The 25,009-nt window shown below is 53.3% G+C and carries 24 protein-coding genes; 10 read left to right on the forward strand and 14 right to left on the reverse strand.

Going from position 1 to position 25,009, the window contains the following annotated elements; all coding sequences use genetic code 11:
* Window positions 1-43: 43 nt before the first annotated feature.
* Window positions 44-1,393: a guanine deaminase gene (gene guaD, locus ACOOFE_RS03740; protein WP_420413712.1), complete on the forward strand. Its 1,350-nt coding sequence runs from the start codon at window positions 44-46 to the stop codon at window positions 1,391-1,393.
* 20 nt (window positions 1,394-1,413) lie between these two features.
* Here guaD and ACOOFE_RS03745 read toward each other — a convergent pair whose 3' ends face one another.
* The 5 genes from ACOOFE_RS03745 to ACOOFE_RS03765 all read right to left on the reverse strand — a co-directional run bounded on the left by ACOOFE_RS03745 (window position 1,414) and on the right by ACOOFE_RS03765 (window position 6,888).
* Entirely contained in the window at window positions 1,414-2,199 is a 786-nt protein-coding gene (locus tag ACOOFE_RS03745) for an ABC transporter ATP-binding protein (RefSeq protein WP_420415539.1), read from the reverse strand.
* Window positions 2,190-3,098, reverse strand: coding sequence for an ABC transporter ATP-binding protein (locus tag ACOOFE_RS03750; protein ID WP_420413713.1), 909 nt, complete (start codon window positions 3,096-3,098; stop codon window positions 2,190-2,192). Before ACOOFE_RS03750 ends, ACOOFE_RS03745 begins: the two co-directional genes overlap by 10 nt.
* Window positions 3,099-3,100: 2 nt before the next feature.
* Window positions 3,101-4,030: an ABC transporter permease gene (locus ACOOFE_RS03755; RefSeq protein WP_420413714.1), complete on the reverse strand. Its 930-nt coding sequence runs from the start codon at window positions 4,028-4,030 to the stop codon at window positions 3,101-3,103.
* The gene (locus ACOOFE_RS03760) at window positions 4,030-5,091 is read right to left on the reverse strand and encodes an ABC transporter permease (RefSeq protein WP_420413715.1); all 1,062 of its coding nucleotides are present in this window, start codon (window positions 5,089-5,091) and stop codon (window positions 4,030-4,032) included. The genes ACOOFE_RS03755 and ACOOFE_RS03760 overlap by 1 nt, the downstream gene beginning before the upstream one ends.
* A 195-nt stretch (window positions 5,092-5,286) precedes the next feature.
* Window positions 5,287-6,888: an ABC transporter substrate-binding protein gene (locus ACOOFE_RS03765; RefSeq protein ID WP_420413716.1), complete on the reverse strand. Its 1,602-nt coding sequence runs from the start codon at window positions 6,886-6,888 to the stop codon at window positions 5,287-5,289.
* A gap of 221 nt (window positions 6,889-7,109) precedes the next feature.
* On the opposite strand from ACOOFE_RS03765, the gene ACOOFE_RS03770 reads away from it, so the two are divergent.
* The gene (locus ACOOFE_RS03770) at window positions 7,110-8,057 is read left to right on the forward strand and encodes a LysR family transcriptional regulator (protein WP_420413717.1); all 948 of its coding nucleotides are present in this window, start codon (window positions 7,110-7,112) and stop codon (window positions 8,055-8,057) included.
* Here the strand turns inward: ACOOFE_RS03770 and ACOOFE_RS03775 are convergent.
* The 6 genes from ACOOFE_RS03775 to ACOOFE_RS03800 form a co-directional block, all read right to left on the reverse strand.
* Window positions 8,054-9,067: a HupE/UreJ family protein gene (locus tag ACOOFE_RS03775; RefSeq protein WP_420413718.1), complete on the reverse strand. Its 1,014-nt coding sequence runs from the start codon at window positions 9,065-9,067 to the stop codon at window positions 8,054-8,056. The two genes, ACOOFE_RS03770 and ACOOFE_RS03775, sit on opposite strands and share 4 nt — an antisense overlap.
* The gene (locus ACOOFE_RS03780) at window positions 9,060-9,938 is read right to left on the reverse strand and encodes a peptidyl-prolyl cis-trans isomerase (RefSeq protein WP_420413719.1); all 879 of its coding nucleotides are present in this window, start codon (window positions 9,936-9,938) and stop codon (window positions 9,060-9,062) included. Before ACOOFE_RS03780 ends, ACOOFE_RS03775 begins: the two co-directional genes overlap by 8 nt.
* A 69-nt stretch (window positions 9,939-10,007) precedes the next feature.
* Complete coding sequence (locus ACOOFE_RS03785; RefSeq protein ID WP_420413720.1) at window positions 10,008-10,616, reverse strand: hypothetical protein; 609 nt, start codon at window positions 10,614-10,616, stop codon at window positions 10,008-10,010.
* A 2-nt stretch (window positions 10,617-10,618) separates the two neighbouring features.
* Complete coding sequence (locus ACOOFE_RS03790) at window positions 10,619-11,215, reverse strand: HupE/UreJ family protein (RefSeq protein ID WP_420413721.1); 597 nt, start codon at window positions 11,213-11,215, stop codon at window positions 10,619-10,621.
* A 119-nt stretch (window positions 11,216-11,334) separates the two neighbouring features.
* Entirely contained in the window at window positions 11,335-12,165 is an 831-nt protein-coding gene (locus ACOOFE_RS03795; protein WP_420413722.1) for a hypothetical protein, read from the reverse strand.
* Window positions 12,166-12,283: 118 nt separating this feature from the next.
* Window positions 12,284-13,567, reverse strand: coding sequence for an arginase family protein (locus tag ACOOFE_RS03800; protein ID WP_420413723.1), 1,284 nt, complete (start codon window positions 13,565-13,567; stop codon window positions 12,284-12,286).
* Between the two features lie 228 nt (window positions 13,568-13,795).
* On the opposite strand from ACOOFE_RS03800, the gene ACOOFE_RS03805 reads away from it, so the two are divergent.
* Both ACOOFE_RS03805 and ACOOFE_RS03810 read left to right on the forward strand, forming a co-directional pair.
* Entirely contained in the window at window positions 13,796-14,740 is a 945-nt protein-coding gene (locus ACOOFE_RS03805; protein WP_420413724.1) for a helix-turn-helix domain-containing protein, read from the forward strand.
* Window positions 14,741-14,964: 224 nt separating this feature from the next.
* Window positions 14,965-15,312, forward strand: a complete 348-nt coding sequence (locus ACOOFE_RS03810; RefSeq protein WP_141185196.1) for a cupin domain-containing protein — start codon at window positions 14,965-14,967, stop codon at window positions 15,310-15,312.
* Between the two features lie 77 nt (window positions 15,313-15,389).
* On the opposite strand, the gene ACOOFE_RS03815 is transcribed toward ACOOFE_RS03810, so the two are convergent.
* Together ACOOFE_RS03815 and ACOOFE_RS03820 are read right to left on the reverse strand one after the other, a co-directional pair.
* Window positions 15,390-16,121 carry a FadR/GntR family transcriptional regulator gene (locus tag ACOOFE_RS03815; RefSeq protein ID WP_420413725.1) on the reverse strand — a complete coding sequence of 244 codons (732 nt, stop codon included), beginning with the start codon at window positions 16,119-16,121 and terminating at the stop codon, window positions 15,390-15,392.
* The gene (locus ACOOFE_RS03820; protein ID WP_420413726.1) at window positions 16,097-16,813 is read right to left on the reverse strand and encodes a ribonuclease activity regulator RraA; all 717 of its coding nucleotides are present in this window, start codon (window positions 16,811-16,813) and stop codon (window positions 16,097-16,099) included. The genes ACOOFE_RS03815 and ACOOFE_RS03820 overlap by 25 nt, the downstream gene beginning before the upstream one ends.
* Window positions 16,814-17,426: 613 nt before the next feature.
* On the opposite strand from ACOOFE_RS03820, the gene ACOOFE_RS03825 reads away from it, so the two are divergent.
* The 5 genes from ACOOFE_RS03825 to ACOOFE_RS03845 all read left to right on the forward strand — a co-directional run bounded on the left by ACOOFE_RS03825 (window position 17,427) and on the right by ACOOFE_RS03845 (window position 22,242).
* Window positions 17,427-18,173, forward strand: a complete 747-nt coding sequence (locus tag ACOOFE_RS03825) for an SDR family NAD(P)-dependent oxidoreductase (protein ID WP_420413727.1) — start codon at window positions 17,427-17,429, stop codon at window positions 18,171-18,173.
* A 221-nt stretch (window positions 18,174-18,394) separates the two neighbouring features.
* Window positions 18,395-19,393: a TRAP transporter substrate-binding protein gene (locus tag ACOOFE_RS03830; protein WP_420413728.1), complete on the forward strand. Its 999-nt coding sequence runs from the start codon at window positions 18,395-18,397 to the stop codon at window positions 19,391-19,393.
* A gap of 61 nt (window positions 19,394-19,454) precedes the next feature.
* Window positions 19,455-19,985, forward strand: coding sequence for a TRAP transporter small permease (locus ACOOFE_RS03835; protein ID WP_420413729.1), 531 nt, complete (start codon window positions 19,455-19,457; stop codon window positions 19,983-19,985).
* The gene (locus tag ACOOFE_RS03840) at window positions 19,985-21,265 is read left to right on the forward strand and encodes a TRAP transporter large permease (protein WP_420413730.1); all 1,281 of its coding nucleotides are present in this window, start codon (window positions 19,985-19,987) and stop codon (window positions 21,263-21,265) included. The genes ACOOFE_RS03835 and ACOOFE_RS03840 overlap by 1 nt, the downstream gene beginning before the upstream one ends.
* A gap of 38 nt (window positions 21,266-21,303) precedes the next feature.
* Complete coding sequence (locus ACOOFE_RS03845) at window positions 21,304-22,242, forward strand: sugar kinase (protein WP_420413731.1); 939 nt, start codon at window positions 21,304-21,306, stop codon at window positions 22,240-22,242.
* Window positions 22,243-22,248: 6 nt separating this feature from the next.
* Here ACOOFE_RS03845 and ACOOFE_RS03850 read toward each other — a convergent pair whose 3' ends face one another.
* Window positions 22,249-23,280 carry a LacI family DNA-binding transcriptional regulator gene (locus tag ACOOFE_RS03850; protein ID WP_420413732.1) on the reverse strand — a complete coding sequence of 344 codons (1,032 nt, stop codon included), beginning with the start codon at window positions 23,278-23,280 and terminating at the stop codon, window positions 22,249-22,251.
* A gap of 203 nt (window positions 23,281-23,483) precedes the next feature.
* Here ACOOFE_RS03850 and ACOOFE_RS03855 point away from each other — a divergent pair, with 203 nt between their 5' ends.
* Window positions 23,484-25,007 carry a sugar ABC transporter ATP-binding protein gene (locus ACOOFE_RS03855; protein WP_420413733.1) on the forward strand — a complete coding sequence of 508 codons (1,524 nt, stop codon included), beginning with the start codon at window positions 23,484-23,486 and terminating at the stop codon, window positions 25,005-25,007.
* The last annotated feature ends 2 nt before the right edge of the window (window positions 25,008-25,009 follow it).

The raw sequence follows: 25,009 nt of genomic DNA on the forward strand, positions 1-25,009 counted from the left end.
GGCTTGGCCGCCCCGACAAAAACGAAAATAGGATGCTGTGACCATGCACTCTGACCGTTTGATGCTCCGTGGCCGCCTTCTGACCTTTAATTCAGAGCCTCAAAGCGCGGAGGACACGTCCTCCTATGATTACACCGAGGATGGGGCGCTCCTTGTTGAAAACGGGCATATCGTTGCCCGCGGCGAATTCAGCGATCTGATCGCAGATGCCACGGGTGTCGAAATTGTCGACCACCGGCCGCATCTTATAATGGCCGGGTTCATCGATACGCACATTCATTTTCCTCAAGTGCAGGTGATTGCGTCTTGGGGCGCGCAGCTTCTTGATTGGCTGAACACCTACACGTTTCCAGAGGAAACCCGCTTTGCCGATGAAGGTCACGCCGCGTCGATGGCCTGCCGGTTCTTCGATCTTCTGACCAATCACGGCACCACCACCTCGGTTGCCTATTGTTCGGTCCATAAGGGCTCGGCAAATGCTTATTTTGAAGAGGCCGAACAGCGCAATATGCGGGTGATCGGCGGCAAGGTTCTGATGGACCGCAACGCTCCGGACGGCCTGCGAGACACCCCAAAAAGCGGCTATGACGACACCAAGGAATTGATTGCCAAGTGGCACGGTAAAGGCCGGGCGAGCTATGCAATCACACCGCGGTTTGCAATCACGTCAACGCCGGAGCAAATGGAAATGGCGGGGGCTTTGGCCGCTGAGCATTCGGACTGTTTCGTGCAGACGCATTTGTCTGAAAACAAGAACGAGATTGCTTACACCCTGGAGCTTTATCCCTGGGCACGCGATTATCTCGATGTCTACCAGAACTATGGCCTTTTGAGTGATAAGATGCTGCTCGGCCACTCGATCCATCTGGAACCTCGGGAAATTGCCGTGATGGCTGAAACCGGCTCCCGGCCTGTGTTCTGTCCGACCTCAAACCTGTTCCTGGGCAGCGGCCTCTTCAACGAAGAGAAGATGCGTGAGAATGGGATTGTCAGTGCCATTGCGACTGATATTGGTGCCGGGACCAGCTACTCCATGCTGCAAACGCTGAACGAGGGATACAAGATCCTGCAGCTTCAGGACCAGAAGCTTCATCCGCTGCGTGCTTTCCACTGGATGACCCGCGGCAATGCGGTGGCGCTTGGTCTGGAAGACAAGATCGGCTCGCTCGATGTGGGAACAGAGGCTGATATTGTTGTTCTGAATTCCAGAGCGACCGATGCCATGGCGCTCAGGATGGAGCGGGCATCCACATTGTCCGAGGAGCTCTTTATCCTGCAAATGCTTGGCGACGACCGCTCAATTGAGGAGGTTTATGTCGCCGGACAAGCGCAGAAATCCGGGCGCCGCTGTGCTGATACGCGGCAACAGGAGAAGGTGCTTGAACTCGCTTAGATTAAGAGTTCGCCTGAAAGCTAGGCGAACTCCTTGAAATTCTGCAAGGCTTCGCGGCTGTAGCCATGCGAGGCAGTCCAGAGTTGGCGGGTGTACTCATGCGTGACATCACCGGAGCGCATTTGGTCTTCGGTGATTTCCTCGATGATTTCCCCCCGGTTCATCACTGCAATTTTGCTGCACAGGTGCCCGACCACTGCAAGATCATGGCTGACCATCAAATAGGTCAATCCATGTTTGCGGCGGAGATCTGATAGAAGGTTCAGGATTTCCGCCTGGACCGACACATCAAGCGCGCTGGTCGGCTCATCCAACAACAGAACCCTGGGTTCCAGGATCAGCGCCCGGGCAATGGCGACACGCTGGCGCTGGCCTCCGGAAAGTTGGTGTGGGTAGCGGAAACGGAATTCCGGCCCGAGGCCCACCTCGTTCAGGATGCGGATGATCCGCTCATCCCGATTGTCCAAACCATGAATGGCCAGCGGTTCGCTGAGCGTATCGTTCACAGTTTTGCGCGGGTGCAGAGAGCCATAGGGATCCTGAAATACCATCTGCATGTGTTTGCGCGAGGCAATGGAGCGTTTGTGCTCCAGCTGTGTGCCGTCAATCTTGATTGTGCCGCTCCAGTGCGGAACGATGCCGACCATGGCGCGTAGGATCGTTGATTTGCCGGAGCCGGATTCGCCGACGAGGCCGTAGCTCTCGCCTTCCGGCACATTGAGAGCTGCGTTTTTGACAGCGTGGATTTCGGCGCCTTTATGCCCGAACACGATGTCCAAATTCTGGATCTCGATCATCAGCGCAATACTCCATCGGCCTGGTTTTCGCCGGTCATCCAGGACGGGTCACGTTTCAGGACGGGTAGGTCATCGTGTTTGCCATCCAGTTGCGGCAGACAATTGAGAAGCCCTTTTGTATAGGGGTGTTGCGCCTTTTCGAGATGTTTGGCATCCAGACTTTCCATGATCCTGCCGCCATACATCACCAGAACCCGGTCGCAAAAGCTGGAGACCAGATGCAGGTCATGGCTGATCAGGACTAGACCCATACCGCGTTCGCGGACCATGTCATCCAGCAGTGCTAGAACCTGCATCTGAACCGTGACGTCGAGAGCAGATGTAGGTTCATCTGCAATCATCACCTGTGGGTTGGTGATCAGCATCATAGCGATCATGATGCGCTGGCCCATGCCGCCGGAAACCTGGTGCGGATAAAGATTGTAAACCTTATCCGGCTCTCGGATACGCACGGTTTCAAGCATGGCCAAGGCACGTTGCCGTGCTTCTGCCTTAGAAACGTTTTCGTGTTTGCGGCAGCTCTCTGCGATCTGGGCGCCAACGGTCATCACAGGATTTAGCGAATACTTCGGATCCTGCATGATCATAGAAATGCGCGAGCCGCGAATGGACCGCATGGTCTTTTCATTCGCCTTCATCAGATCCATACCGTCGAAGGTCATCTGGCTGGCATCGATCGAGCCGTTCCCAGCGGTCAGCCTGAGTAGCGCGCGGCCGGTCTGGGATTTGCCGGAACCGGATTCCCCGACAATTCCGAGCCGCTCCCGGCCAAGATCGAAACTAACACCCCGAACCGCGTGAACCGGGCCTTTGGGCGTTGAAAAACGGACGTGAAGATCGCGGACGGATATCAACGGTGACGTATTTTGTGCTTCAGGCGTCGGCATCGGATGGACAATCTCGTTCATGATCAATGCCCTCCCGAATTGCGCGGATCGAGCACATCTCTGAGGCCATCACCGAGCAGGTTAAACCCGAGAGAGACCACAAGGATAGCAATTCCGGGGATGGTCGGCACCCACCATTGATCCAAGAGATAATCGCGGCCGGTCGCGATCATCGCCCCCCATTCGGCAAGTGGTGGCTGTGCACCCAATCCGAGGAAGCCAAGGCCGGCAGCGGTCAGAATGATCCCGGCCATATCGAGCGTCAGGCGGACAATTGTCGAAGACAGGCACATGGGCATGATGTGAGAGAACAGGATGCGGATCCGTGAAGCCCCCATGATCTCGGCGGCCATGATGTATTCACTGCTGCGCAAAGTCAGGGTTTCCGCGCGCGCCAGACGTGCATAAGGTGACCATGTGGTGAGCGCGATGGCCAGGACAGCGTTCTCAAGACCCGGTCCGAGGACGGCGACAAAAGCGAGTGCTAGGATCAAGCGTGGGAAGGCTAGGAATATGTCAGTGATCCGCATCAAGACCTTGTCCACGACACCGCCGAGCAAGCCAGACGCTGTGCCAACGATCAGGCCGATCGGCATGACAATGATCGACACAAGGAAGATGATGTAAAGCGTCACTCGGGAGCCCCAGACAATTCGGGCAAAGACATCACGGCCAAGTTCATCCGTACCGAACCAGTGCTCTGCACTCGGTGGCTGCAGGCGGTTGGGCAGATCCTGTGCAACACCATCGCCACCGGCAATCCAGGGCGCGAACAGGGCGACCAGGCACAGAAAGGAAACGATGATGAGGCCGAGCATTGCAATCGGATTGGTCTTAAATGACAGCCAGCCGATATAGGCGCGCTGACACTTGGCCTGAAACGCGTTCTTGGGAAAATCCGCCAATAGCCAGGCGGTCAGTCCCGTATTTGTTTTGAGGGTTACATCTGACATTACTTCGCCCTCGGATCGACAATTCGGTAGAGTATGTCGGACATCATGTTGATGAACACGAAGGAAATTCCGACAACCAGTGTTCCGCCGATCACGGCGTTCATATCGGCATTAAACAGTGAATTGGTGATGTACTGTCCGATGCCGGGCCAGGCGAAGACGGTTTCGGTTAGAACAGATCCTTCTAGCAAACTGGCATAGGTGAGGCCGATAATGGTGATCAGCTGCACTAGAACATTCCGGAAGGCGTGGTGCCAGATCACGGCACCCTCGTTCAAGCCTTTGACACGCGCAGTCAGAACGTATTCCTGATTGAGCTGGTCGAGCATGAAAGATCGGGTCATGCGGGAGATGTAGGCAAGTGAATAAATCGCCAGCATAGAGGCGGGCAGGATGATGTGCGAAACGGCGTTGTGAAAGACGTCCCATTCGCCTGCGAGGGCTGAGTCAATCAGAATGACTCCGGTCACCGGATCCACGATGCCGTCGTAAAAGAAATCGATCCGGCCAGGACCTGCAACCCAATCCAGCTTGGCGTAGAAAATCAGAAGGGCGACCATGCCGAGCCAGAAAATCGGAATGGAGTGTCCCAAGAGACCGACAATGCGGACGATATGATCGATCAGTTTGCCTTGACGAACAGCCGCCAGAACGCCCGCCGGAATGCCGATGATGATGCCGACGATTGTCGCAATCGTGGCCAATTCCAATGTTGCCGGGAAGAAGCGCTTGATGTCTTCGATCACTGGCCGTGTGGTCATGACCGAATTACCGAAATCACCCTGTAGGATGTTGCCCAGAAAGATGAGATACTGTTGCCAGATGGGTTTATCGAGCCCCAGCTGGAGATACATGGCCTCATAGACTTCCTTGGAGGCCCGGTCACCTACGATGGCGACGACGGGGTCGTTTGGCATAATCCGTCCGATCACAAATGTGATCGCGGTCAATCCGATGAAGGTGAGGACCAGCATCATAAGCCCCCCACCGACTTTCTTCGCAATTGTCAGATAGGGGCTAAAATCCACCGCTGTACTTTGCGCTGTGGAACTGTCTGTCATTCAGGTGTCCTGCCGGTCGTTCGCCGCCCTGATTACAGTCATGGTTTTTAAAGTTGCCCCTAAAAGAGGCGCCTGGACGAAAACCGCGACTGCATCTCCAAACACCGCCCACACTGTTCAAAAGTGCGGGCGGCATCAAGGTGATAACCAAACCGCCGGGCGATCAACAAAGATCATCCGGCGGTTACATGTGTCTTAGTTTTTCGTCACGGTCCGGTAGTAGGCCTGATCGGATGTCACGCCGTTGATGAAACCATCAACATTGGCGCGCTGGCCGAAGGTGCCAATCGCCTGGAACATGATAGTGAACGGTGAGTCTTCGCGCACTTTCTGTTGCAGTTCCGCATAGATAGCCTCACGTTTTTCCGGATCGGATTCCGCAGCCGCTTGGTTGGTCAGCTCGGTCAGACCGGACGCGTCCCAAGCATTCCGCCAAGTCAGTTTGCCGGTTAGTTTGGCTTCAAAGCGGTTGTCCGGGTTGTGCGCAAAAGCGTCAGCGTTTGAGTGCGGATCGGAATAGTCCGGACCCCAGCGGGCAACGATCAACTCATGCTTGCGGGCACGGTATTTCGGCCACAAGGTCTTGCCGTCAGACAGGATGATTTCAGAATCGATCCCGACCTCTTTCAAGGCAGCCTGGACGTTCTGAGCCACTTCCTTGAACGGTGACTTGTTGAGCGTGTCGATGGTGATTTTTGTGCCCGGCTCGACACCGGCATCAGCCATCAGAGCTTTGGCCTTGTCGAGATTATAGCTGTACGGCGTTTCGAGCGAGGCGGCCCACATGCCGGATGGCCAGAAACTCTGGTGGATCTTGTACTGACCGTCCAAAATGGTGTCGGTCATGCCTTTGTAGTCAACGATGTAGTTCAGCGCTTCACGGACTTCCGGTTTGGACAGAACCGGATGGTCCATGTTGGTTGCCAGGTACATCAAGTACCCTTTTGGATACTGCTGTGCTGCAACGTCCGCATTGCCGTCCAAGCCCTTAAGTTGGTCGGATGTTAGCTCCATCGCTGCGTCGACATCGCCTTTTTCCAAGAGCAGGCGCTGTGCAGACGGTTCGGCGACGTGGCGGATGACAACCCGCTTCATTGCCGGTTCGCCATGACGGTAGTCGCTGAAAGCGTCCAGCATCACCAGTTCATTGGCTTTCCAGGTTTTCAGCTTGTAGGGGCCGGAGCCAGCTGAATGGTCTTTCAGCCAAGCGTATCCCATGTCGCCATCGACTTCGTGTTTCTGGACTTCCTTCATGTCCACGATTGACGCCACGCTGGACGACAAAAGGTTCAGAACAAGCGCAGGAGATAGGTCGGCCAGGATGTCAATTTTGACCGTTCCATCGTCAACGGCAGTCACTGCGCTGTCGACGTTGTCTGCGGTCCAGCCGATCTGCTTAATGATGAACGCCGGGGTCTTGTCCAGTTTCACAGCGCGTGACAGTGAATAGGCGACATCGTTCGCGGTGACCGGGTTCCCTGAGTGGAATGTCAAACCTGGACGCAGTTTGACAGTGATGGACTTGCCGTCTTCCGCGAACTCATAGGATTCAGCAATGCCGCCGACCAGTTTGGTCAGGTTGTCCGGCTCGAACATGAACAGGCGCTCGTAGAGGTTGGCAACGATACGGCTGCCGGTAAATTCAAAGCACTCTGCCGGATCGAGAGTAATGGCATCCGCGGTGTTACGGGCGATTACGAAAGTATCGGCCGGCGTTGCCGCCATTACCGGAAACGCAACAGATGTTGCCAGAAGAGCTGCCAGAGACATGCTCTTCAGTGTTGAAAATGTTTTCACGATCATTCCCCCTGTGGAACAACACAATATTTTGGATTGCCGGCAAACACCGGCATGGTCATTGCAGTTCTGCTTCATGAGGTGAGCAGTTGTTCTGCATTGAGATCACGGAGGAAGCTTAACGCGAGTGATTGAATTCAACCAACAGGCTTGTTATGCAAAAAATGCATAGTTTATTGCGGTGCTTATAATTTTGGCATTTTGGGACTGGAGCGCGTTTCGTGGATACCAACTGGCTGACCGATTTTCTGGTGTTGAGCAAATGCGGAAATTTCTCCCAGGCCGCCGCTGAGCGCAATATCACACAGTCGGCCTTCAGCCGGCGGATAAAGGCGCTGGAGACCTGGCTGGGCGCCGAGTTGTTTGATCGCAGCAGTTACCCGGTCAAGCTGACACCGGAGGGTCAAACCTTTCAAGATACCGCGCAAAACGTGTTGAAGGAGCTGGAGCTCAACCGTGTTGAATTTCAGCGCCGTAACCTGAATACGGCACCAGATATCCGGCTGGCGTCTGCGGCAACTCTGGCCATCAGCTTTGTCCCCGAATGGCTCCGTCAGATCAAAGCGGTTTGCGGAGATTTCTCGGTGTCGATCGACACCTATGACTTCTATGAAATGATTGAGATGCTGCGGGATCGCAAGGTGGACATGGTGCTGCTCTATTCTCAGCCATCGGTACCGGTATTTTTTGAGCACCATGAATTCGACTTCCTCAAATTGGGGGAAGACATTATGCATCTTTGTACTGCAGTTAATGAGCATGGCGAACCAGCTTTCGACCCGGACCGGCCACCCCGCAGTGGTCTGGAATACATCGGCTACGGTCAGGGCGGTTATTTCGCCAAAATCGAAGACTACCTCTTTTCGAATATTTCACCTCATGGACCGCTCTTTGTCTGTACGTCTCAAAGCGACACATGTGAGTTCATGAAACGCTTGGCGATCTTGGAAAAAAAGATGGCCTGGCTACCAGGATGCAGTGCGCATGACCGGATACAGTCCGGTGAGCTGGTTCTGGCCGGAAAAGGCCGCTATGACACCAAACTGGAGATCTGGGCCTATATCAAACGGGATGCAACCTCTCCGCTGGTGCAGAAAATCTGGTCGCACCTTAAACAAAATCCTTGTACAGACCATCTGGATGAATTCCGGCTCGGGGCGATTAGTTAGAGCCCAACAATCGCTACCGCGCGTTCCATGGTCCAATACATCGCTAAGGTTCCGATGAAATAGGTCGGCACGAGCTCGGCCCAACTTGGTAACCCGAACCGCAAATTTGCCAGCAGTTTCAACGCAACAAGAACCACGAAGACAAAGGCCAATTGGCCAAGTTCGACGCCAACGTTGAAAAACAGCAAGGCAATCGGGATTTCATTCGGTGGCAAACCGATTTCGGACAGTGCACCGGCAAACCCAAGGCCGTGCAAAAGGCCGAAGGCAAAGGCGACAATCCAGGGATACGCATAGGTGAGGCTTTTTCGCCCCTTGGAAGCGTGAACGATCTCTACACACAAGAAGACGATAGAAAGGGCGATTGATGCTTCTACAGGAGCGCTCGGCAGATTAACGAAACCAAATGTGGCCAGAGCCAGCGTGATACTGTGTGCGACAGTGAAGGCGGTGATGGTTTTGACCAGCCGCCAACCATCCCTGACAACGATCATCAGCGCGAGGACAAACAGTAGGTGATCAAGCCCTTCCAGGATGTGTTCAAAGCCCAGCTTTGTGTAGCGGCTGGCCGCCCGCAGCACAGACCCGGATCCGGCAAGATAATCCTCCAGTTCGATGATTATGGCATTGCCTTGCCGCGATACCAATTTAGTCAGCGGCGTCTGGTCAAGCCATTGGACGGTTAGGAGCGCCCCTTCGCGTTTCCAGGGGAGGATGAGCTGATCGTCGGCCGTGAGTGGTGTCGCGCAAGTGAACTTAAACCGGACTTGATAGGCACCTCTTTCACCGCGTGGCGGTCCGTCAAAGGCACATTGCTGCGGAAGAATTGGTGTCGTGATCAAGCTGGCAAGGCGCGGCGGGACCTTTGAAATCAGTTCGTAGGAGCCCGGCTCTCTTTCAATCAATTCTGCCTTGTCGACACCAAGGGTATGGGCGGCTGCAACTGCAGGCCACAAGAATCCAGCCAAAACAACAATTAGGATCAAGCAGCCAGAGCGGAATTTATCCATTGGTTTTGATGTCCGCCGGCTGGATTTCTATACGATAGTTCTGCCGCATTTTGTCGAGCGAAGCGTCTAGCAGTTCACGTGTTTTAGACGATAACCAATGGGTTGAAATCCAATCCTTGGCTGTTTCGAACTCTGGCGTACGTGGGAGATTTCGGTTGGCGACCCTCAAAAAATGCAAAGTACCATCGGGCGCCTCAATTGGCCCACGCCATGTGTTGTCTCCGACCGGTATAGAAAGAAGGTCCTTGGCCGTCTCAACACCAAACAGACCAACGAGGCGCCGTTGGTCAAGGTATCGCATGTGATAGCCAAGACGGGTATCTAAATCACCGAGTTCAGATGCGTCTTCCGCCTCGTTGAGCGATTGAAGAATGTCATCGGGAACCCTTTCAGGATGATTGAACATGACATGGTTCAGGTCGAGGCTCGGCGGGCTGGTGAATTCGGCAATGTTGGTTTCAAAGTGCGTGCGCAGATCCTCTTCCGTCGGTTCAGGCACATCACTGCCGATGAAAAAGCGCATGTTTTGAAGAAGTAGGGCGCGGATACGGGAGCTGTCGGTAAAGCCGCGGGCTTTTGCCTCGCGAACCAGGATTTCTTCCTCAATGTAGGTTTCGATTATCCGTTGTTGGTCGTCTTCAGTGAGCGGCCTTAGGCGCAGATCCTCTTCCTGTTTAAAGAGATATTTTTGAGCTTGTGCATCAACAACGATCAGCTCTTTTTCATCACTGCCGATAAATCCTTGAACTGCAAACAAGACTGACGCCAGAAGCAGAAAATGCAGAAGAGGTTCGCGGATGATGCGCTGGAAAATGGATTGTTGAGGAGGCTCGTTCATAGAGCTCGTTTCAGGAGGAGAGGAGCTGGTCATCTAGGTTCCTGCTGAGGCATTGGGGCATCCGCAAATTTGTTGTTTTGCATAAGAGCTGTCCAATCTCGATCAAAGGCTTGCAACAGATGGGGTCGGCGCAAAATAGATGGCGAGCATCATCGCTGAAATAGCGGCGACCCATGCTGCGGCAACCCGCAAGGCAATTGGGGTCCAGGGTCGTGATACTCTCTCCTTCACGATGATCACCAATCCGGAAATGTAGAGCAATAATAGGTTTGCACCTATGAAAGATCCGGCCATCGTAATGAGCCGGTCACGGAAAAGTCCGTCTTCCGGGACAGACATCGCGCCAACCACCAATCCTCCGAGAACAATACAGGCTACCACAGCTGGAAAAAATCGGCCGGCGGCCAAAGCAGCCAATGTGCTTGCCAGCGTCGCGACGGCAAAGGCCGCCATGTCTGGCAGGACGCCGCCTGTCCACAACAGCCCAGCACCGGTTGCCACAAAGAAGGCGATCAGCAGCCATCGCGCTGACTTCTTTGCCAATCCACCAGTAAGAAGGCCGAGCCCAAGCATCAACAGTGCTTGAGCTGGGGTCGAAACTGGGTGAAGAAGCCCGAGGTAAAAGCCCTCAATCCCGGGCACCGGGCTATGGGCACCAGCTGGGGTGGCGAGGCACAATATGGCCAGTATCCCAAGACTGGCGGCTCTCATTTTCAAACGGCGCCGACTAGGAACGCGACACCGGCGAGGGAAATCGCGCCGCCGGCGCCGCGCACCGCAACGCGCCCGGCTGGCCATTTGACCAAAAGCCCAAAGGCAATCCCGATCATGTGCAGTATGCCTGTTGCTATGACAAACCCGACGGCATAGGCAAAGATATTCGCGGTGGCTGGCAATTCAGTGCCATGAGCATAGCCGTGGAAGATCGCGAAAAGGCCAACGAGTACTGCGGACATCCAAATCGGTGCTTTCACCGCAAATGCGATCATGAGCCCGAGAACCACGGCGGAAAGCGCTATACCGGTTTCAACGGCCGGGACAGGCACACCCAGGATCCCAAGAACGGCGCCGAAGGCCATAACCATTGGAAAGACGACCGGAAGGATCCAGATTGACGGCGCCCCCAAAAAGGCTCCCCACAAGCCTACGGCAATCATGGCAGCGACATGATCCCAGCCGAGGATGGGATGTACAAATCCGCTGACAAAGCCGCCGCCGTATCCGCCGCCGGAATGGGCGAGTGCGGGTTCGGAAATGATGAAGGAAAAAACAACCAGAAGGGTCATGCAAATAAGGGATTTAGAACGCATAAGCGTCTCCATTTTATCTAATTGGATCAAGTGCTTATTCCTTTAGACATTACACGGAGACAATCGCTAATGAAACTCCCAATTGCTGTCGGATAGGAGAATTATTACGCCAGCTGTTCTCAGAAGAACACCGAAATACCGAATTTGAACTGTGCATCGGCGCCGCCTTCTGGATGAGCTGCCAAACCGTAACCACCAAAATTTGCATCAATCGCGGTTCCGCTCTCAAGCACGAATGTTTTGCCGACTGTTAAGCCAACCGGCACCTGCCACCTGTTTCCGGCTTTTGCACTCCAGTCGTAGGTGATTGAGTTGTTGTAGCCAAAATATGAGCCGCCGAGAAATTGTGTGTTGTAAAAAACGATTGGCTGGATGGTCGACAGGCTAAAGCTGTTTTGCCCCCAGTGGTGGCCAAAAATCCCGCCATAAGACAGATCTCCTGCGAATCCGAAAGCAACAGCCGCTAATCCAGCGCCCCAACCCGGGCCGCCCACAACACTATCTGTCCGGGATCGTAGGGAGACTTGTGGACCTACGCCAAACTTGATCGGCAATCCTTCGATTTGAGGGACAAAAAATCCTTGTAGGATGACGTCCGACAGTCCCCAGGTGTATCCGGTTCCGCCAATCTGGTTAGGACCAAGCTGGGGGACGGCGGCTCCATTGTGGACACCGGCGATCGGAATTATCCCCCGCGCAATAAAGTTGAAGCCGTACTCTGTCGGGATGGAATAGACTGGCTGAATTTGAAATCCATACCCGGTCTGTTCGTCCGCCGTTCCGAAAGAGATCGTGTTGTCCGTCATGACCGCTTTGACATCAGCCAGCGGATCTTGGGCATTCCGCACGGCCTGGCATTGCGCGTCACACTCTTCAGCTTGTGCCGGGTTCGTCGATAAAACAATCAACGTCAACACGACTGTCGCTGCATAGACCGCGTTTGTGATCATGTAACCTCATGAACCGATAGTTTCAAATCTTCCTGATGGCGTTAGAGTCAGATCCAGAAATCCAATTTCTGAGATGTTCCAGTGAGTTGAGTGAAGCTAGGCTCCACTCACAAGCCGCTTAATTCTCGGCACTGTTGTCCTTCAGCATGGCAGGATGAACATAGTTCGGATCCGTGATGCCCTGTTTGCGGGCCGCCAACGCTGCAAACATGTGACGTTGCAGTCGGCTGATGGTGTTGGCTGTATTGCGGCGGCGGTCGTCCAGAAGTGGTGAGTATTCTGTCCAATCCACCATGATCACTTCATTCTGCAGCATTAATCCGCGCAGCAGTTTCATCATTTGCAAGGAGGTGAAACCGCCGGTCTCGGGGTTGGATGTGCCAGGTACGACTGATGGGTCCATAACATCGACATCAATGGAAATGTAGATCCGGCGTCCCTTCAACTCTTCAAACAGTTCTTGTGCCGTTTCTTCAAAACCGTTTCGTTCGAACCGCGGCATGAAGTAATAATTTGTCTTGGTGTCCTGCATCCAGTTCATCCGTTCGACGCTTTCATAGGCACCGCGCAAGCCAACGTGAAAAATTTGGTCACCGTTAATCAGACCTTGTTCATGCGCCCAACGCAGCGCAGCACCGCCGTGTGTAAACATCCCCAATCGTCCATCGGGTGGAGCAAGATCGGTGTGTGCATCGAAGTGAACCACCGTGAAGCTCTTAGGTCCGAAATGACTATAGAGTGCCAGAAGCGAGGCGACCTGAGTGCCGTGCTCCCCGCCAATGACCATCGGCATGGCGCCGCCTTCAAGGATCTCTTTAAATACGAGTGCCTGATCAGCGAAATTCTGGACCATTAGGGAAGGATGCTGGTTGGCATTGCCGTAATCGACAATGTTCAACAGATCAAAGTATTGATTGTTGAACCACATGTCGTGACCCGTCTGTGCAAAGTCGTAGTTGTGGATCAGGCGCATATAGTTGGCTGCCCAACCCGTACCTGCAGAGGGGTTAAAAGACGAAGGCGCGCCGACAAGCGCAACGTCAACTTCGCCTGCAATGAGGTCTTCGGTTGTCATTGCATAGGGCAAGCCAAAATAAGTAGGAAAGGCGTGTTTTGTCGGCAGGACATGATAGCGCTGCAAGTCGATTGGGCCGGGTTCGCGCTTCGGGTTATCACCCATCATGTCCTTCCGCAGGTAGTACTTGTTCCACCCCTTATCGAGCAATTGGACGTTTGGATTGTTTGGGTCGCGCCAGGGCAATAGTGTTTCTGGCAGACCATCGATGAGGGTGTCATTTGACAGATCTGGCGCAGGGTTGTCTTGAGCATGTGCCACAAAACTGATGCCGGAGCACAGTGCGCAGGTGACGAGCCAAATCCTAATCCAAGGCAACTTTAACATCACTGTGTTCCGTCCATTCTCGCAAGATCTGTCTTAAGCTTTTTGATGTTGCCGAAGGCAGATCTGTAGCGCTATGCAGAAAGTGCCAAAGCTTTAAAATTGATCAGTGGTTCCAATTGGGTGAAATCCCGGTATGGTTCTGAAGGCGTTGCGATATTTTTAGGATGCAACGTGGTGCCAATGCGCCGCAGTCAGATGGATTTGCAGCTGGGAAGGAGGGACCCCGGTATGGCAATCGAGACATGTGTCTTAAGGGACAGCGAGGAGATCGAAGCTTTCTTTCTGGAAATGACCGGGATGAAACCTGGCTTCTTTCAATTGTCCGCGGGAGTTATCGACCTCAGTTTAGAAACCGTTGATCTTGGTGGGGTCACTTTAATCTGGACCCGCTCGAAAGGCCGGCAGCGTTGGAAGGATCATATGGCCGGCGATGGCCTGCACCTTGGGATCGCCGTTGAAAGTGATGGATCGATCCAGTTCAGGGGATCAGATGTCTCTAAAGCGGAGGTCGCAGTTTGGCACCCTGGCGTGGAGATGGATTTCGTCATGCAAGGCCCACTGATCTCGCTCGATATTGGCATTGAGAGTTGGCTGGTTGAAGAATTGGGGTGGTCAGTCAACAGGCTGCCTATCGCCGCAACAACAACCGAATCTCTTGAGAAATTGCTTCACTATTGCTCTGAATGCAGCCGAATCCTTGAAAGGCTAGACACAGCAAGTCCAGCTAAGCCATTCAAGACGGCGATGCGCGATCAGGTGTTGGATCTTCTTGAACCGATCCTTGTGCCTTGGACCAGTTCAGATGCTGCCTCTCAAACCAGCTCCATCTCCAAAGATTACCGGATAATAACCCGGGCAGAAGATTTGTTTCACGAACTTTCCGATCCGGCTCAGTTGGAAATTGGGATATTGTGCCGCGAGCTAGGTGTTTCTCGCCGGACCTTGTTCCGGGCTTTCCGGCAGACTTTGGGCGTTGGGCCGCGGCGCTATTTTGAACTGCGCCGACTTTATCAGCTAAGGTCGACACTCAAGGCCGCTTGTTCCGATGAAACGACGGTCACAGCAATCGCAAATGACAGTGGTTTTACCGAACTTGGGCGATTGGCAGGTCTCTACAAGCGGCACTTCGGTGAGACCCCTATTGAGACATTGAAAAGCAGCTACCCCCACTGACTTAAGCAGGTTTCGTTCGCGAAAAAATCTATTGGGCTTCTTTAGCGCCGCATGTTTTGGACATCGCGGAACGGCTAAGAGCGTAGCCGGGGATGCTGTTTCAAAGTGTCGGAAATTCCGACAATCCCTGTAGTCCGTGCACGGCTAAAATTCACTTTGATTGTTGCATTTGTAATTTACAAATTATACAAATATATTATCAAATATAACAAATGAGGCGATTGATGATTGTTCATGCTGACAAGCCGTCTGAGTGGATGGATTCCGGGCCGGGTGCCAAGCGGAGAATCCTTTGTGAAAGCAAGGACATCATGATGGTGGAATTTCGTTTTGAAGAAGGCGGCGAGGGCGCATTGCACAATCACCCGCATACACAGACAACCTATGTTGCATCCGGCCGGTTTCGTTTCACTGTCGATGGTGAGACAAAAGTGCTTCGTCCGGGAGATGCTATGGTGATCCCATCCAACGCGATGCATTCGTGTGTCTGTGAAGAAGCCGGCAATCTCTATGATGCCTTTTCACCGCGCCGGGATGACTTTCTTGCAGCACATGGCTGGCCGGTAAGCTGAGTTTTCCATACCTATCGTCCGGCTTGTCCGGACCGGCGCAGCCCTAACCTGCAGCCTTTTATTGGGAAAGGGCTTCGCTAGCCTTCGAAGATACGTTTGCGGGCATTTTCGACATGCGCCCGCATGGCTGTTCTGGCAGCGTCGCTGTCGCGGGCTTCAATTGCATCGAAAATGTCGTAATGCTCGCTTTGAACCAGACGCATGCGGTCCTGCGGCTTTGTCAGGGACAGGTTCCGGGTCAAATTCATTCCAGTCAGAATGTTTGATTTCATGGAGGATCTGGCAGCAGCAAAATATTGGTTGTCAGCCGCGTTGCAGACCGCGGCGTGGAAAACTTCATCGGCCGCAACGCCGAGTTCGCCTTCCGCAATACAGCGTTCCAGTTCGCTCAGCGCATCTTGCATGTCTTTCAGGTCGGCATCCGTGCGCCGTTCGGCGGCAAGATAAGCTGCTTCCCCCTCAATGGCAGCCCTGAACTCAAATGTCCGCTGAATGTCCGCGATGGAGCCGACCGGCGCAAAATCACGCACCGCTCCCTCTGGGCGTCGTTTGACATAGGATCCGGAACCCTGCCGTGAAACGACAACATCGTCTTCGCGCAGTTGCTTCAAGGCCTGACGCAGAACCGGACGGGAAACGCCGAGTTCCTCAGAAAGAACTTGTTCAGTGGGCAATTTACCGCCAACCGGGATGTCGCCATCCATGATCTTGGCAAGGATGTTTTCATACGCTTTGTCTGATAGCGTCCGGTCCCGCACTTGCCGCTCGGATGCCTGGGAGTTTTTTACCTGCCGTTTGCCTGCCGCCACGCTTTAAACCTGTCCATAGTCGACGGATCGGTCGGGGGATAGAGCCCGAATGTCGAAGCGCCTTGTTGCACCATCTCCATCACAAAGTCTTCAAAGACTGTCATCTCTGCAGCTTCGTTTGCAACTTTATTTGCCATATGTTGCGGTATACAAACAACTCCTTCGTTGTCTCCAACGATAATGTCGCCCGGAAAAATCGAAACACCACCACAGGCAATCGGGTCATTGACCGCAACTGCATGGTGCTTCGTCAGATTTGTCGGTGCGCTGGGCCGGGCGTGAAAACTCGGCATGTCGAGTTCCGCAATTTCAGGCGTATCACGAAAACCACCGTCAGTGACAATGCCACTACAGCCGCGGGCCTGCAGCCGAGCGGCTAAAATGCAACCCGCCGAGGCTGCAGACGCATCGCCCCTAGAATCAATCACAAAAACAGCGCCGGCCGGACACTCCTCAACACCCTTTCTTTGTGCGTTTGTGCGATCGGCAAACGAGTCGAGATGATCCAGATCCTCGCGCGCCGGAATGTATCTCAAAGTATAAGCCATGCCGACCATATTGGCGCCGGGACGCAACCGATGCAGGCCTTGCAGGAAAATGTTCCGCAAGCCGCGTTTGAACAGGACGGTGGTCAGCGTTGCCGTGCTGACGCCCATGAGCGTTTCCTGAGTTTGTTTGGTTAGACCGGACATCAAGCACGCTCCTCCATGCGCATTTTTAAATTGAGCGCCTTCTGATTTTTGTTCTCATTGGAATGATTAGTCAGTCGGAGTGAATTTGTCAAATATTTGTAAATCCCGCCTTGTTGAGTGAAAGGGTGCTATGAGATGGAGAATTTATCTACTGAAATTTTGTATATAAACAATAATTTAGAGTGTTTTTCATTCTCATTTTTGACTGCCGGATCGGTCTCGTTAGAGTAACGAATTACTGATTTTCGAACGTCGTGTTCAGCTTTGGAAAACTTATTTGTAATAATTTGTATTGATTTGTGTCGGTCAGGTGCTGTATCGAATTGGTTAGTTGGTCCGAGGTGTTGACTGCTATGGACATACGATTCCTGATCTGAAGGCTGCGAAGAAGTCAAAAAATCCGAACAAAATCTATACATATCAATGAAATAGAGTGTTTGAAATGCTTCATGATCATCGTAGCCGGTCATGGGGCATCAACCAAGCGGAAATGTTTCGGACGAGGTTTTGACGAGAATTTGTAAATCAGAAACTTTCAACCGCGGATCCATGACCTTTAGAGCGCCTTTGAAACCAAAAATAGTCACTCTCACGTGTTCAGGAGATAATGAGTATGAACCTCAACGGAAAAACAGCAATCGTGACTGGAGGCGGGCGCGATATTGGCCGGGCGTGTGTTCTGGCGCTTGCAGAGGCCGGCGCGAATGTTGCCGTAAATTATCACAGCAGTTCAGCAGGGGCTGATAGTGCAGTCGCTGAAATAATTGCTGCAGGCGGTAAGGCGTTTGCACTTCAAGGCGATATGACCCAAGAGGCGGATGTCCGGGCTTTGGTTGAAAAAACCGTCGCCGAATTTGGGGCGATTGATGTTGTTATTCCAGTCACGGGCGGATTGGTTGCACGCAAAACGATTTCAGAGATCACTCCAGAGCATTGGAAGACTGTCTTTGATCTCAATGTGATGACTGCGTTTTCCATCATTCAGGCCGCGCTGCCGCACATGAACACGGGAGGGGCTATAGTTAATATGGCATCGCAAGCTGCGCGCGATGGCGGTGGGCCTGGCGCGATGGCATACGCGGCCACTAAGGGGGCTGTTCTGACAATGACGCGCAGTATGGCGAAAGAGCTTGCGCCCAATATTCGTGTCAATGCGTTGTGCCCGGGTATGATCGATACCGACTTTCACAACACTTTTACCAAGCCTGAAGTTCGGCAGCATGTTGCTGGGATTACCCCGCTCAAGCGTGAAGGAACTTCCGAAGATGTGGCGAACCTTGCAGTTTATCTCGCGTCAGACAAAGCGGCATTCGTCACTGGTGCCTGCGTAGACATCAACGGCGGTCTTTTCTTCTCGTGAATACAGGGCGGGGCCACCAACTAGCCCCGCCTTTCTTGTTTAAGGCGACGGAGAAGGTTTGTTTCGGTGTTTTTACAAGTGTCGAAATCCTAGTCGCCGAAAATAATATCATAAAAACAATGCTTTATATCGGATAACAAAATTTATTTGTTCAATTAATTTTTTAACTTGTAAAAATTTGTAAATTGCATATCGTGAAGCTGGTCAAAAGGGAGGAACCAATGACCTTGTTTAAATCTATCAAGTCAGGCGCGCTGCTTGGGTCAGTAGCTGCCGCAGCCTTGGCCTTCGCTGCAGTCACCGCCGAAGCAAAAGAAATTCGCGGGTGGAACATTCACGTTGAGGACTACCCTGTTTCCCACGGCATGGAAGCGTTCATAAATGAAGTCTCGGAAAAGACCGGCGGTGAGATCACCGGTAAAGTCTTTCACAGCGGCGTGCTTGGCTCTCAGCCTGACGCGATCGAACAGACACGCCTTGGTGTGATTGACTTTGGCGTGTTCAGCCTTGGGCCGATGGGTCAGGTTGTGCCTGAAGCAAATGTTGTTTCATTGCCGTTCATTTTCAAAAGCGTCCCGCAGATGTATGAACTGATGGATGGCGAGCAAGGTGAAGCCCTGAGCAAGGGGCTGGAAGCTAAAGGCATTATCGCGCTTGGGTACTATGACGCCGGTGCACGCTCCTTTTATACGTCCGTCAAGCCGATCAATGATCCGGCGGATGTTGAGAGCCTGAAAATCCGTGTCATGAACAACGACCTATTTGTTGGCATGGTTGACTCCATGGGTGGCAACGCGACGCCAATGGCTTTTGCTGAAGTTTATCAGGCCATCAAAACCGGCGTTGTTGATGGTGCGGAAAACAATCCGCCGTCCTACGAATCCACGAACCACTTTGAAGTGGCCCAGTACTACTCTTTGACGCAGCATTTGATCATTCCTGAGTGCCTGTGCATGAGCAAACGCACATTTGATGCGCTGACGCCTGAGCAACAGAAAATCGTCAAGGAAGCTGGCCGCAATTCAACTGAACTGCAGCGTAAACTGTGGCAGGAGCGCGAAGCTGCGTCCATGAAAAAGGTTGAAGCTGGCGGTGTCACAGTTAATTCTGTCGAAGACAAAGCTGCATTCCAGGCCGCTATGGCTCCGGTTTACGAGCAGTTCCTGACCCAAAGCCCGGATCTGCGCGACCTGGTCGATATGTTCCGGAACGCAAACTAACATCACCGGCGGGCGGCACTCTTTTTGCGGGGTGCCGCCCGTATTTTATTCGGGGGAATAAATGGAACGCTCTGGAAGTATCGCGGACCAAATCGAAAAATGGTTGACCCAACTAAAACAAATCTGCGTGTTTTTTGGGTCCTTGGCTTTGGTTGTTCTCGTGGCAACATTTGGTTGGCTGGTCTTCGGGCGATATGTGCTTAATGCAACACCCACATGGGTGGAGCAGCTTGCACTCCTGCTGATCTGCTACATCACTTTTCTTGGGGCCGCTGTCGGCATTCATGAGCAATCCCATCTTGGCGTGACGCTGCTACGTGACGCGCTTCCTCCTAAGCTGAGGCAGATCTTGTTTCTCTTAACGGATCTTGTTCTCGCTCTCTTCGGAGCGGTGATGTTGACCGCAAGTCTCGAGTTGTTTGAGTTTGGCTGGTCCACACTTCTTCCGATGTTGAACATCCCGGAAAGCATTCGCACCGCTGCGGCTGTGATTTGCGGCGGGCTAATGGTTATCTTTGCTGGAGCACGCGTCTTCTTGAGAGGCTATAGCGCCCTCCGTGGCGAGATCCGCGAATTTGAAGAGGTGAAATAATGGGTCTCGCAATCTTGCTGGGTGTCTTCGGGGTGAGTGTCATTCTCGGAGTGCCGGTCGCCTTTGCCATGGGCATCTCTGCTGCCGCTGCCTTCTGGTATGAAGGCTTCCCCCTATTGATGACCTTTCAACGATCAATCTCAGGCATTTCAACGTTCTCACTGCTGGCGATTCCGTTCTTTGTCTTTGCCGGTGAGTTGATGCTTCATGGCGGTATCGCGGTCCGCCTGGTTCGCTTTGCATCCTCTCTGGTTGGCCACATCCGTGGCGGCCTGGCGTCTGTGAACATTTTTTCCAGCATGCTCTTTGGCGGCATTTCGGGATCTGCGATTGCTGATATTTCTGCACTGGGCTCGCTGCTTATCCCTGTCATGAAGGAAAAGGGGTATCGGCCCGACTACGCGGTCAATGTGACCGTGACATCGTCGATTGCCGGGATCGTCATTCCGCCGAGCCACAACATGATCATCTTTGTTGTGGCTGCTGGCGGAGGGATCTCGATTTCCAAGCTGTTCCTGGCAGGTGTGATCCCGGGCATCTTGATGTGTTTGTGTCTCGCTATTGCTGCCTATTTTGTTGCTCTGAAGCACAATTACGGAGCAGAACCTTTTCCGGGCTGGCGTGTTGTGGCCCACACAGCCATCAGTGCTATCCCGGGCTTGATCACCGCAGTGATTATCGTTGGAGGCGTGCTGTCCGGAATTTTCACGGTCACTGAGTCTGGCGCCTTTGGAGCGATCTACGCTTTGGCCCTGACAGCGATCGTGTATAGGACCCTTGGTTGGGAAGAATTCAAGATCTCGGTCACGTCGGCCATGCGCACAACTGCGATGGTGATGATCCTGATCGGTTTTGCCAGCTCATTTGCCTATCTGCTCGCGCTCTATCAAGTGCCGTCAAAGCTGAGTGATTTCCTGGTCGGCATATCGGATAACAAGATCGCTATCTTGTTGATGATCAACATCATGTTGCTGGTGCTTGGCATGATCATGGATATGGCAGCGCTGATCTTGATCTGTACACCGATCTTCCTGCCAATCGCCCGTGATCTTGGAATGGACCCGGTTCAATTTGGTATCATGATGCTGGTGAACCTTGGTCTGGGCCTCTGTACACCGCCGGTTGGTACCTGCCTGTTTGTCGGCTGCGCAGTTGGCAAGATTAAAATCGAAGAGGCTCTGAAATCGATCTGGCCGTTCTATCTCGCGCTTTTCGCTGCACTGATGCTAATCACCTATGTGCCGGCGTTCTCCTTGTTCCTGCCGTTCTTGTTTGAGTAACTGCAAATGATGGACCGCGTAACTTTTCGGAGAGCCCGATGACCCTCCGTTTTCTTGCAATTGGCGAGTGCATGATTGAACTGTCCCCGGAACAAGGAGCCTCCTACAAGCTGGGCTTTGCTGGAGACACGTTCAACACCGCCTGGTACGCTCGGCAGCTGACGGAGTTTGAAGCTCTAAAGGTGGAGTACTTCAGCGCCGTTGGTGATGATGACCTCTCCAGACAGATGGCTGATTTCATGTGTGCGGCCGGTATTGAGCCACATCTTGCCAAGGTGCAGGACGCTGGGCCAGGCCTTTACATGATCCAGTTGAAAGACGGAGAGCGGAGTTTTCAGTACTGGCGGTCGATATCCGCAGCGCGGCACCTTGCGGCCGATCTCGACCGGTTCCCTGCAATCGTGCCTGAGGATGTCGTCTATTTCTCCGGTATCACAGCGGCGATATTACCGGAACTGCGGCGGGTCGAACTGCTGGGGCGATTAGCGGAGCTTTCAAATGCCGGCGCTCAAGTTGTTTTTGACCCTAATCTGAGGCCGCATCTTTGGCCGGACGCCGAAACCATGACCCGTTGGACTATGACGGCCGCGGCGATTGCCGACATCGTTTTACCGTCTCATGAAGACGAGGCGACCCATTTCGGAGACGTAAGTTCCGACGCAACTGCACAGCGCTACATCGAAAACGGTGCGACCCTTGTTGTTGTTAAAAACGGTCCTGATCCAGTGGTGGTGCAAGCATCGGATGGTGACCGGTTTCAGTACCAGCCTGCTGTTTTAGATAAGGTTGTCGATACAACAGCGGCTGGCGATGCTTTTAACGCAGCCTTCCTTGCCGATTATCTGCAGCACAGCCGATTGCGGGATGCTGTGCGGGCTGGATGCGTTTTGGCGCGCCATGTTGTTAGCCACAAAGGCGCATTGATCCCGGTCTCACAATTGGGGTTGATCAACGACCGAGCACGCTTCAGTGCCTGAGGCCAATCACGATTTCCGGTGAAGACCGGAGCAGCTTTCGCGGACGACGAGGTCGCCATGCAGTAGGTGCGTTTGTGCAGGCAGAGATTTATTGGCGAGCTTGTCGAGCAAGATATTCATGGCGAGTTCGCCGATATGATGCCGGGGTTGACGGATTGTTGTCAGGCCTGGTGTGAAATTGTTTGCGAAGGGTATGTCGTCAAAACCCAAGACCGAAAAATCTTCCGGAACCCGGTAGCCGCGCAGTTGCAAAGCTGAAATTACGCCAATTGCGGTGTTGTCATTGAAGCAGAAAAATGCGGTCGGCAGATCATCCTTGATAAACAACCGTTCGGCCGCAGCGCGCCCGCTTTCGGCAGAACCGTCGCCTTCCATGCGCCAATCGCGCAAGGAGACAGCAGATTCCTGAAGCCCCTTTTGATAACCGGTATGGCGCAAGTCGCTACGGATGTCGGCTGGTCCACCGGAGATAAACACGATCCGGCGGTGACCAAGGGAAATCAGATACTCCGTCGCCATTTTTGCGCTGGCCACATCGTCGACCCCAACATAACTGATGTCGCGGCTCTCAATGGGCCGTTCTATCGCGACCACTGGCGGAAGGGCGGTGAGCGGTGTTTGAGGTTCGCCAGCTACCGGAATGTGCCCGGTGAGCAGGATCAAGCCGTCCGCCATGCCGGTTGACAGAAATCTCAGGTAATTCTGTTCCAGGCCGGTTGTGCCTTCCGTGTTGCCGATCAGAACGCCGTAGCCGCGGTCATTGGCCGCCTTTTCAAGGCCTGTCAGCAATCCAGCGAAATTCGGATCTGCGATGGCGGAGGCGAGGACAAGCACCATCTGCGAACGTTGCATGCGCAGGTTTTGCGCCATGGCATTGGCAGTGTAGCCGGTGCGGGCAATCGCAGCAGTGACCTTTTTTCGTGTGCTCTCAGCAACTTTCTCCGGGGAGCGCAACGCCCGGCTTACGGTCGCAATCGACACGCCTGCGAGTTTTGCAACATCTTCGATTGTCGCCGGCCGGTTGCCCGGTTCGTCCATTTTTTATCCCCGGTTATGCTGCGGTGCGCCTTATCATTAAGCCCATGAAATTGCACACCTCTCTACGCTGTATAGGATCTTAAAGGTCCATTGAAAAGGTTTACAAGCGAGAATGTAAAGGTTTACATTGATGATGAAAACGTTTACATATCCGTTATGACGCCGATGTGGTAGAGGATGTCGGGGTTTGGGAGGAGTTACAGATGCAGCAACATGCGTCTCAGTCGGAGACGGTGATCGAAGCCGTTAATATCAGCAAGTCCTTTGGGCCTGTGCCGGTTCTATTCAGCGTCAGCATGGATATCCGTCCGGGCGAGGTGCATGCCTTGATCGGTGAGAATGGCGCGGGCAAGTCGACCTTGATGAAAATCCTCTCAGGGTTTCATGATCCGACATCCGGGCACATCAAATTGGATGGAACAACGACAGATCTTCCGCCCAACGGTGCAGCTGAAAAGCTAGGCATTGTTCTCATCCACCAGGAACTCAATCTCGCTGAACAAATGACAGTTGAGGAGAATGTGTTTCTCGGCCGGGAAATGAAGGCGAAGGGTTTTCTTGACCGGGCCGGAATGCGGTCCGTCGTTCAAAAGTATCTGGATGATGTTGGACTGGACATCTCGCCAACGGACCGGATTTCAGATCTGACGATTGCACAGAAACAGATGGTTGAGATCGTCAAAGCGGTCAGCCGCAACGCGCGCATTCTCATCATGGATGAACCGACTGCTGTTTTGACGGAAGAAGAAACAGAAATTTTCTTCCGCCAGGTTCAAAAACTGAAAAAAAGCGGCGTCGGCATTGTTTTTGTTTCGCACAAGCTCAACGAAGTGAAAGCGATCGCGGATCGCGTAACAGTTCTCAGAGACGGCCAATGGATCGACACGCGTCCGGCAAATGAACTGACGCCGGACACCATGGCCCAAATGATGGTGGGACGTGAGCTTTCCGATCTTTATCCGCCGATGCAGGAAGCTGATGTTGATGCTGACTTGGTGCTCGAGGTGCAAAACCTGACCGCGCCGGGCATTGACAATGTTAGCTTCAAATTGCGCAGCGGCGAAATTCTCGGGTTTTCCGGCCTGATTGGTTCTGGCCGGACAGCCGTGTTCGAAGCAGTTTGTGGTTTGGCGCCAGTTGAGAGCGGCACGATCCGGCTTTTTGGTAAGGATGTTGGCCAACTGTCAGTTGCGGCGGCCCGCGACGCTGGACTTGCATACCTGACAAAAGACCGAAAAGAGAAGGGGCTGCTTCTGGACAAGAAAATGCAGCCGAATTTGACCCTTTTTGCGCTGCCTAAGTTTGTCAAAAATTTCGCGCTCGACCGGAAAGCGGAGGGAGCTGCTCTGGAACGGGCGATTCGGCGCTTTGATGTCAGGTCACGCGATCAGGACATCATCGTTGGTAAGCTTTCCGGGGGCAATCAGCAGAAGCTGCTCCTCGCCAAGATTATGGAGTGCGACCCGCGGATCGTCATCATCGATGAACCGACGCGGGGCATCGATGTCGGCACCAAGCAGCAGATCTACCATTTCATTGCGGCGCTCGCCGCAGAAGGGGTTTCCGTCGTCGTGATCTCCTCGGAAATGCCTGAAATCATAGGAATTTGCCATCGTGTCGTGGTGATGCGCGAAGGCCAGATCACTGGTGTTTTGACCGGCGATCACATCAACGAAAACGAAATCATGCGCTATGCCGCCGGGCTGAAACGGGAGGAAATCCATTGACC

The organism is Roseibium sp. (assembly GCF_965216085.1).
Lineage (GTDB): Bacteria > Pseudomonadota > Alphaproteobacteria > Rhizobiales > Stappiaceae > Roseibium.

Coding starts and splice junctions, on each gene's coding strand:
- guaD (WP_420413712.1), top strand. CDS start 44: ATGCACTCTGACCGTTTGATGCTCCGTGGCCGCCTTCTGACCTTTAAT.
- ACOOFE_RS03750 (WP_420413713.1), bottom strand. CDS start 3,098: ATGAACGAGATTGTCCATCCGATGCCGACGCCTGAAGCACAAAATACG.
- ACOOFE_RS03755 (WP_420413714.1), bottom strand. CDS start 4,030: ATGTCAGATGTAACCCTCAAAACAAATACGGGACTGACCGCCTGGCTA.
- ACOOFE_RS03760 (WP_420413715.1), bottom strand. CDS start 5,091: ATGACAGACAGTTCCACAGCGCAAAGTACAGCGGTGGATTTTAGCCCC.
- ACOOFE_RS03775 (WP_420413718.1), bottom strand. CDS start 9,067: ATGGATAAATTCCGCTCTGGCTGCTTGATCCTAATTGTTGTTTTGGCT.
- ACOOFE_RS03780 (WP_420413719.1), bottom strand. CDS start 9,938: ATGACCAGCTCCTCTCCTCCTGAAACGAGCTCTATGAACGAGCCTCCT.
- ACOOFE_RS03785 (WP_420413720.1), bottom strand. CDS start 10,616: ATGAGAGCCGCCAGTCTTGGGATACTGGCCATATTGTGCCTCGCCACC.
- ACOOFE_RS03790 (WP_420413721.1), bottom strand. CDS start 11,215: ATGCGTTCTAAATCCCTTATTTGCATGACCCTTCTGGTTGTTTTTTCC.
- ACOOFE_RS03795 (WP_420413722.1), bottom strand. CDS start 12,165: ATGATCACAAACGCGGTCTATGCAGCGACAGTCGTGTTGACGTTGATT.
- ACOOFE_RS03800 (WP_420413723.1), bottom strand. CDS start 13,567: ATGTTAAAGTTGCCTTGGATTAGGATTTGGCTCGTCACCTGCGCACTG.
- ACOOFE_RS03805 (WP_420413724.1), top strand. CDS start 13,796: ATGGCAATCGAGACATGTGTCTTAAGGGACAGCGAGGAGATCGAAGCT.
- ACOOFE_RS03810 (WP_141185196.1), top strand. CDS start 14,965: ATGATTGTTCATGCTGACAAGCCGTCTGAGTGGATGGATTCCGGGCCG.
- ACOOFE_RS03820 (WP_420413726.1), bottom strand. CDS start 16,813: ATGTCCGGTCTAACCAAACAAACTCAGGAAACGCTCATGGGCGTCAGC.
- ACOOFE_RS03825 (WP_420413727.1), top strand. CDS start 17,427: ATGAACCTCAACGGAAAAACAGCAATCGTGACTGGAGGCGGGCGCGAT.
- ACOOFE_RS03830 (WP_420413728.1), top strand. CDS start 18,395: ATGACCTTGTTTAAATCTATCAAGTCAGGCGCGCTGCTTGGGTCAGTA.
- ACOOFE_RS03835 (WP_420413729.1), top strand. CDS start 19,455: ATGGAACGCTCTGGAAGTATCGCGGACCAAATCGAAAAATGGTTGACC.
- ACOOFE_RS03840 (WP_420413730.1), top strand. CDS start 19,985: ATGGGTCTCGCAATCTTGCTGGGTGTCTTCGGGGTGAGTGTCATTCTC.
- ACOOFE_RS03845 (WP_420413731.1), top strand. CDS start 21,304: ATGACCCTCCGTTTTCTTGCAATTGGCGAGTGCATGATTGAACTGTCC.
- ACOOFE_RS03850 (WP_420413732.1), bottom strand. CDS start 23,280: ATGGACGAACCGGGCAACCGGCCGGCGACAATCGAAGATGTTGCAAAA.
- ACOOFE_RS03855 (WP_420413733.1), top strand. CDS start 23,484: ATGCAGCAACATGCGTCTCAGTCGGAGACGGTGATCGAAGCCGTTAAT.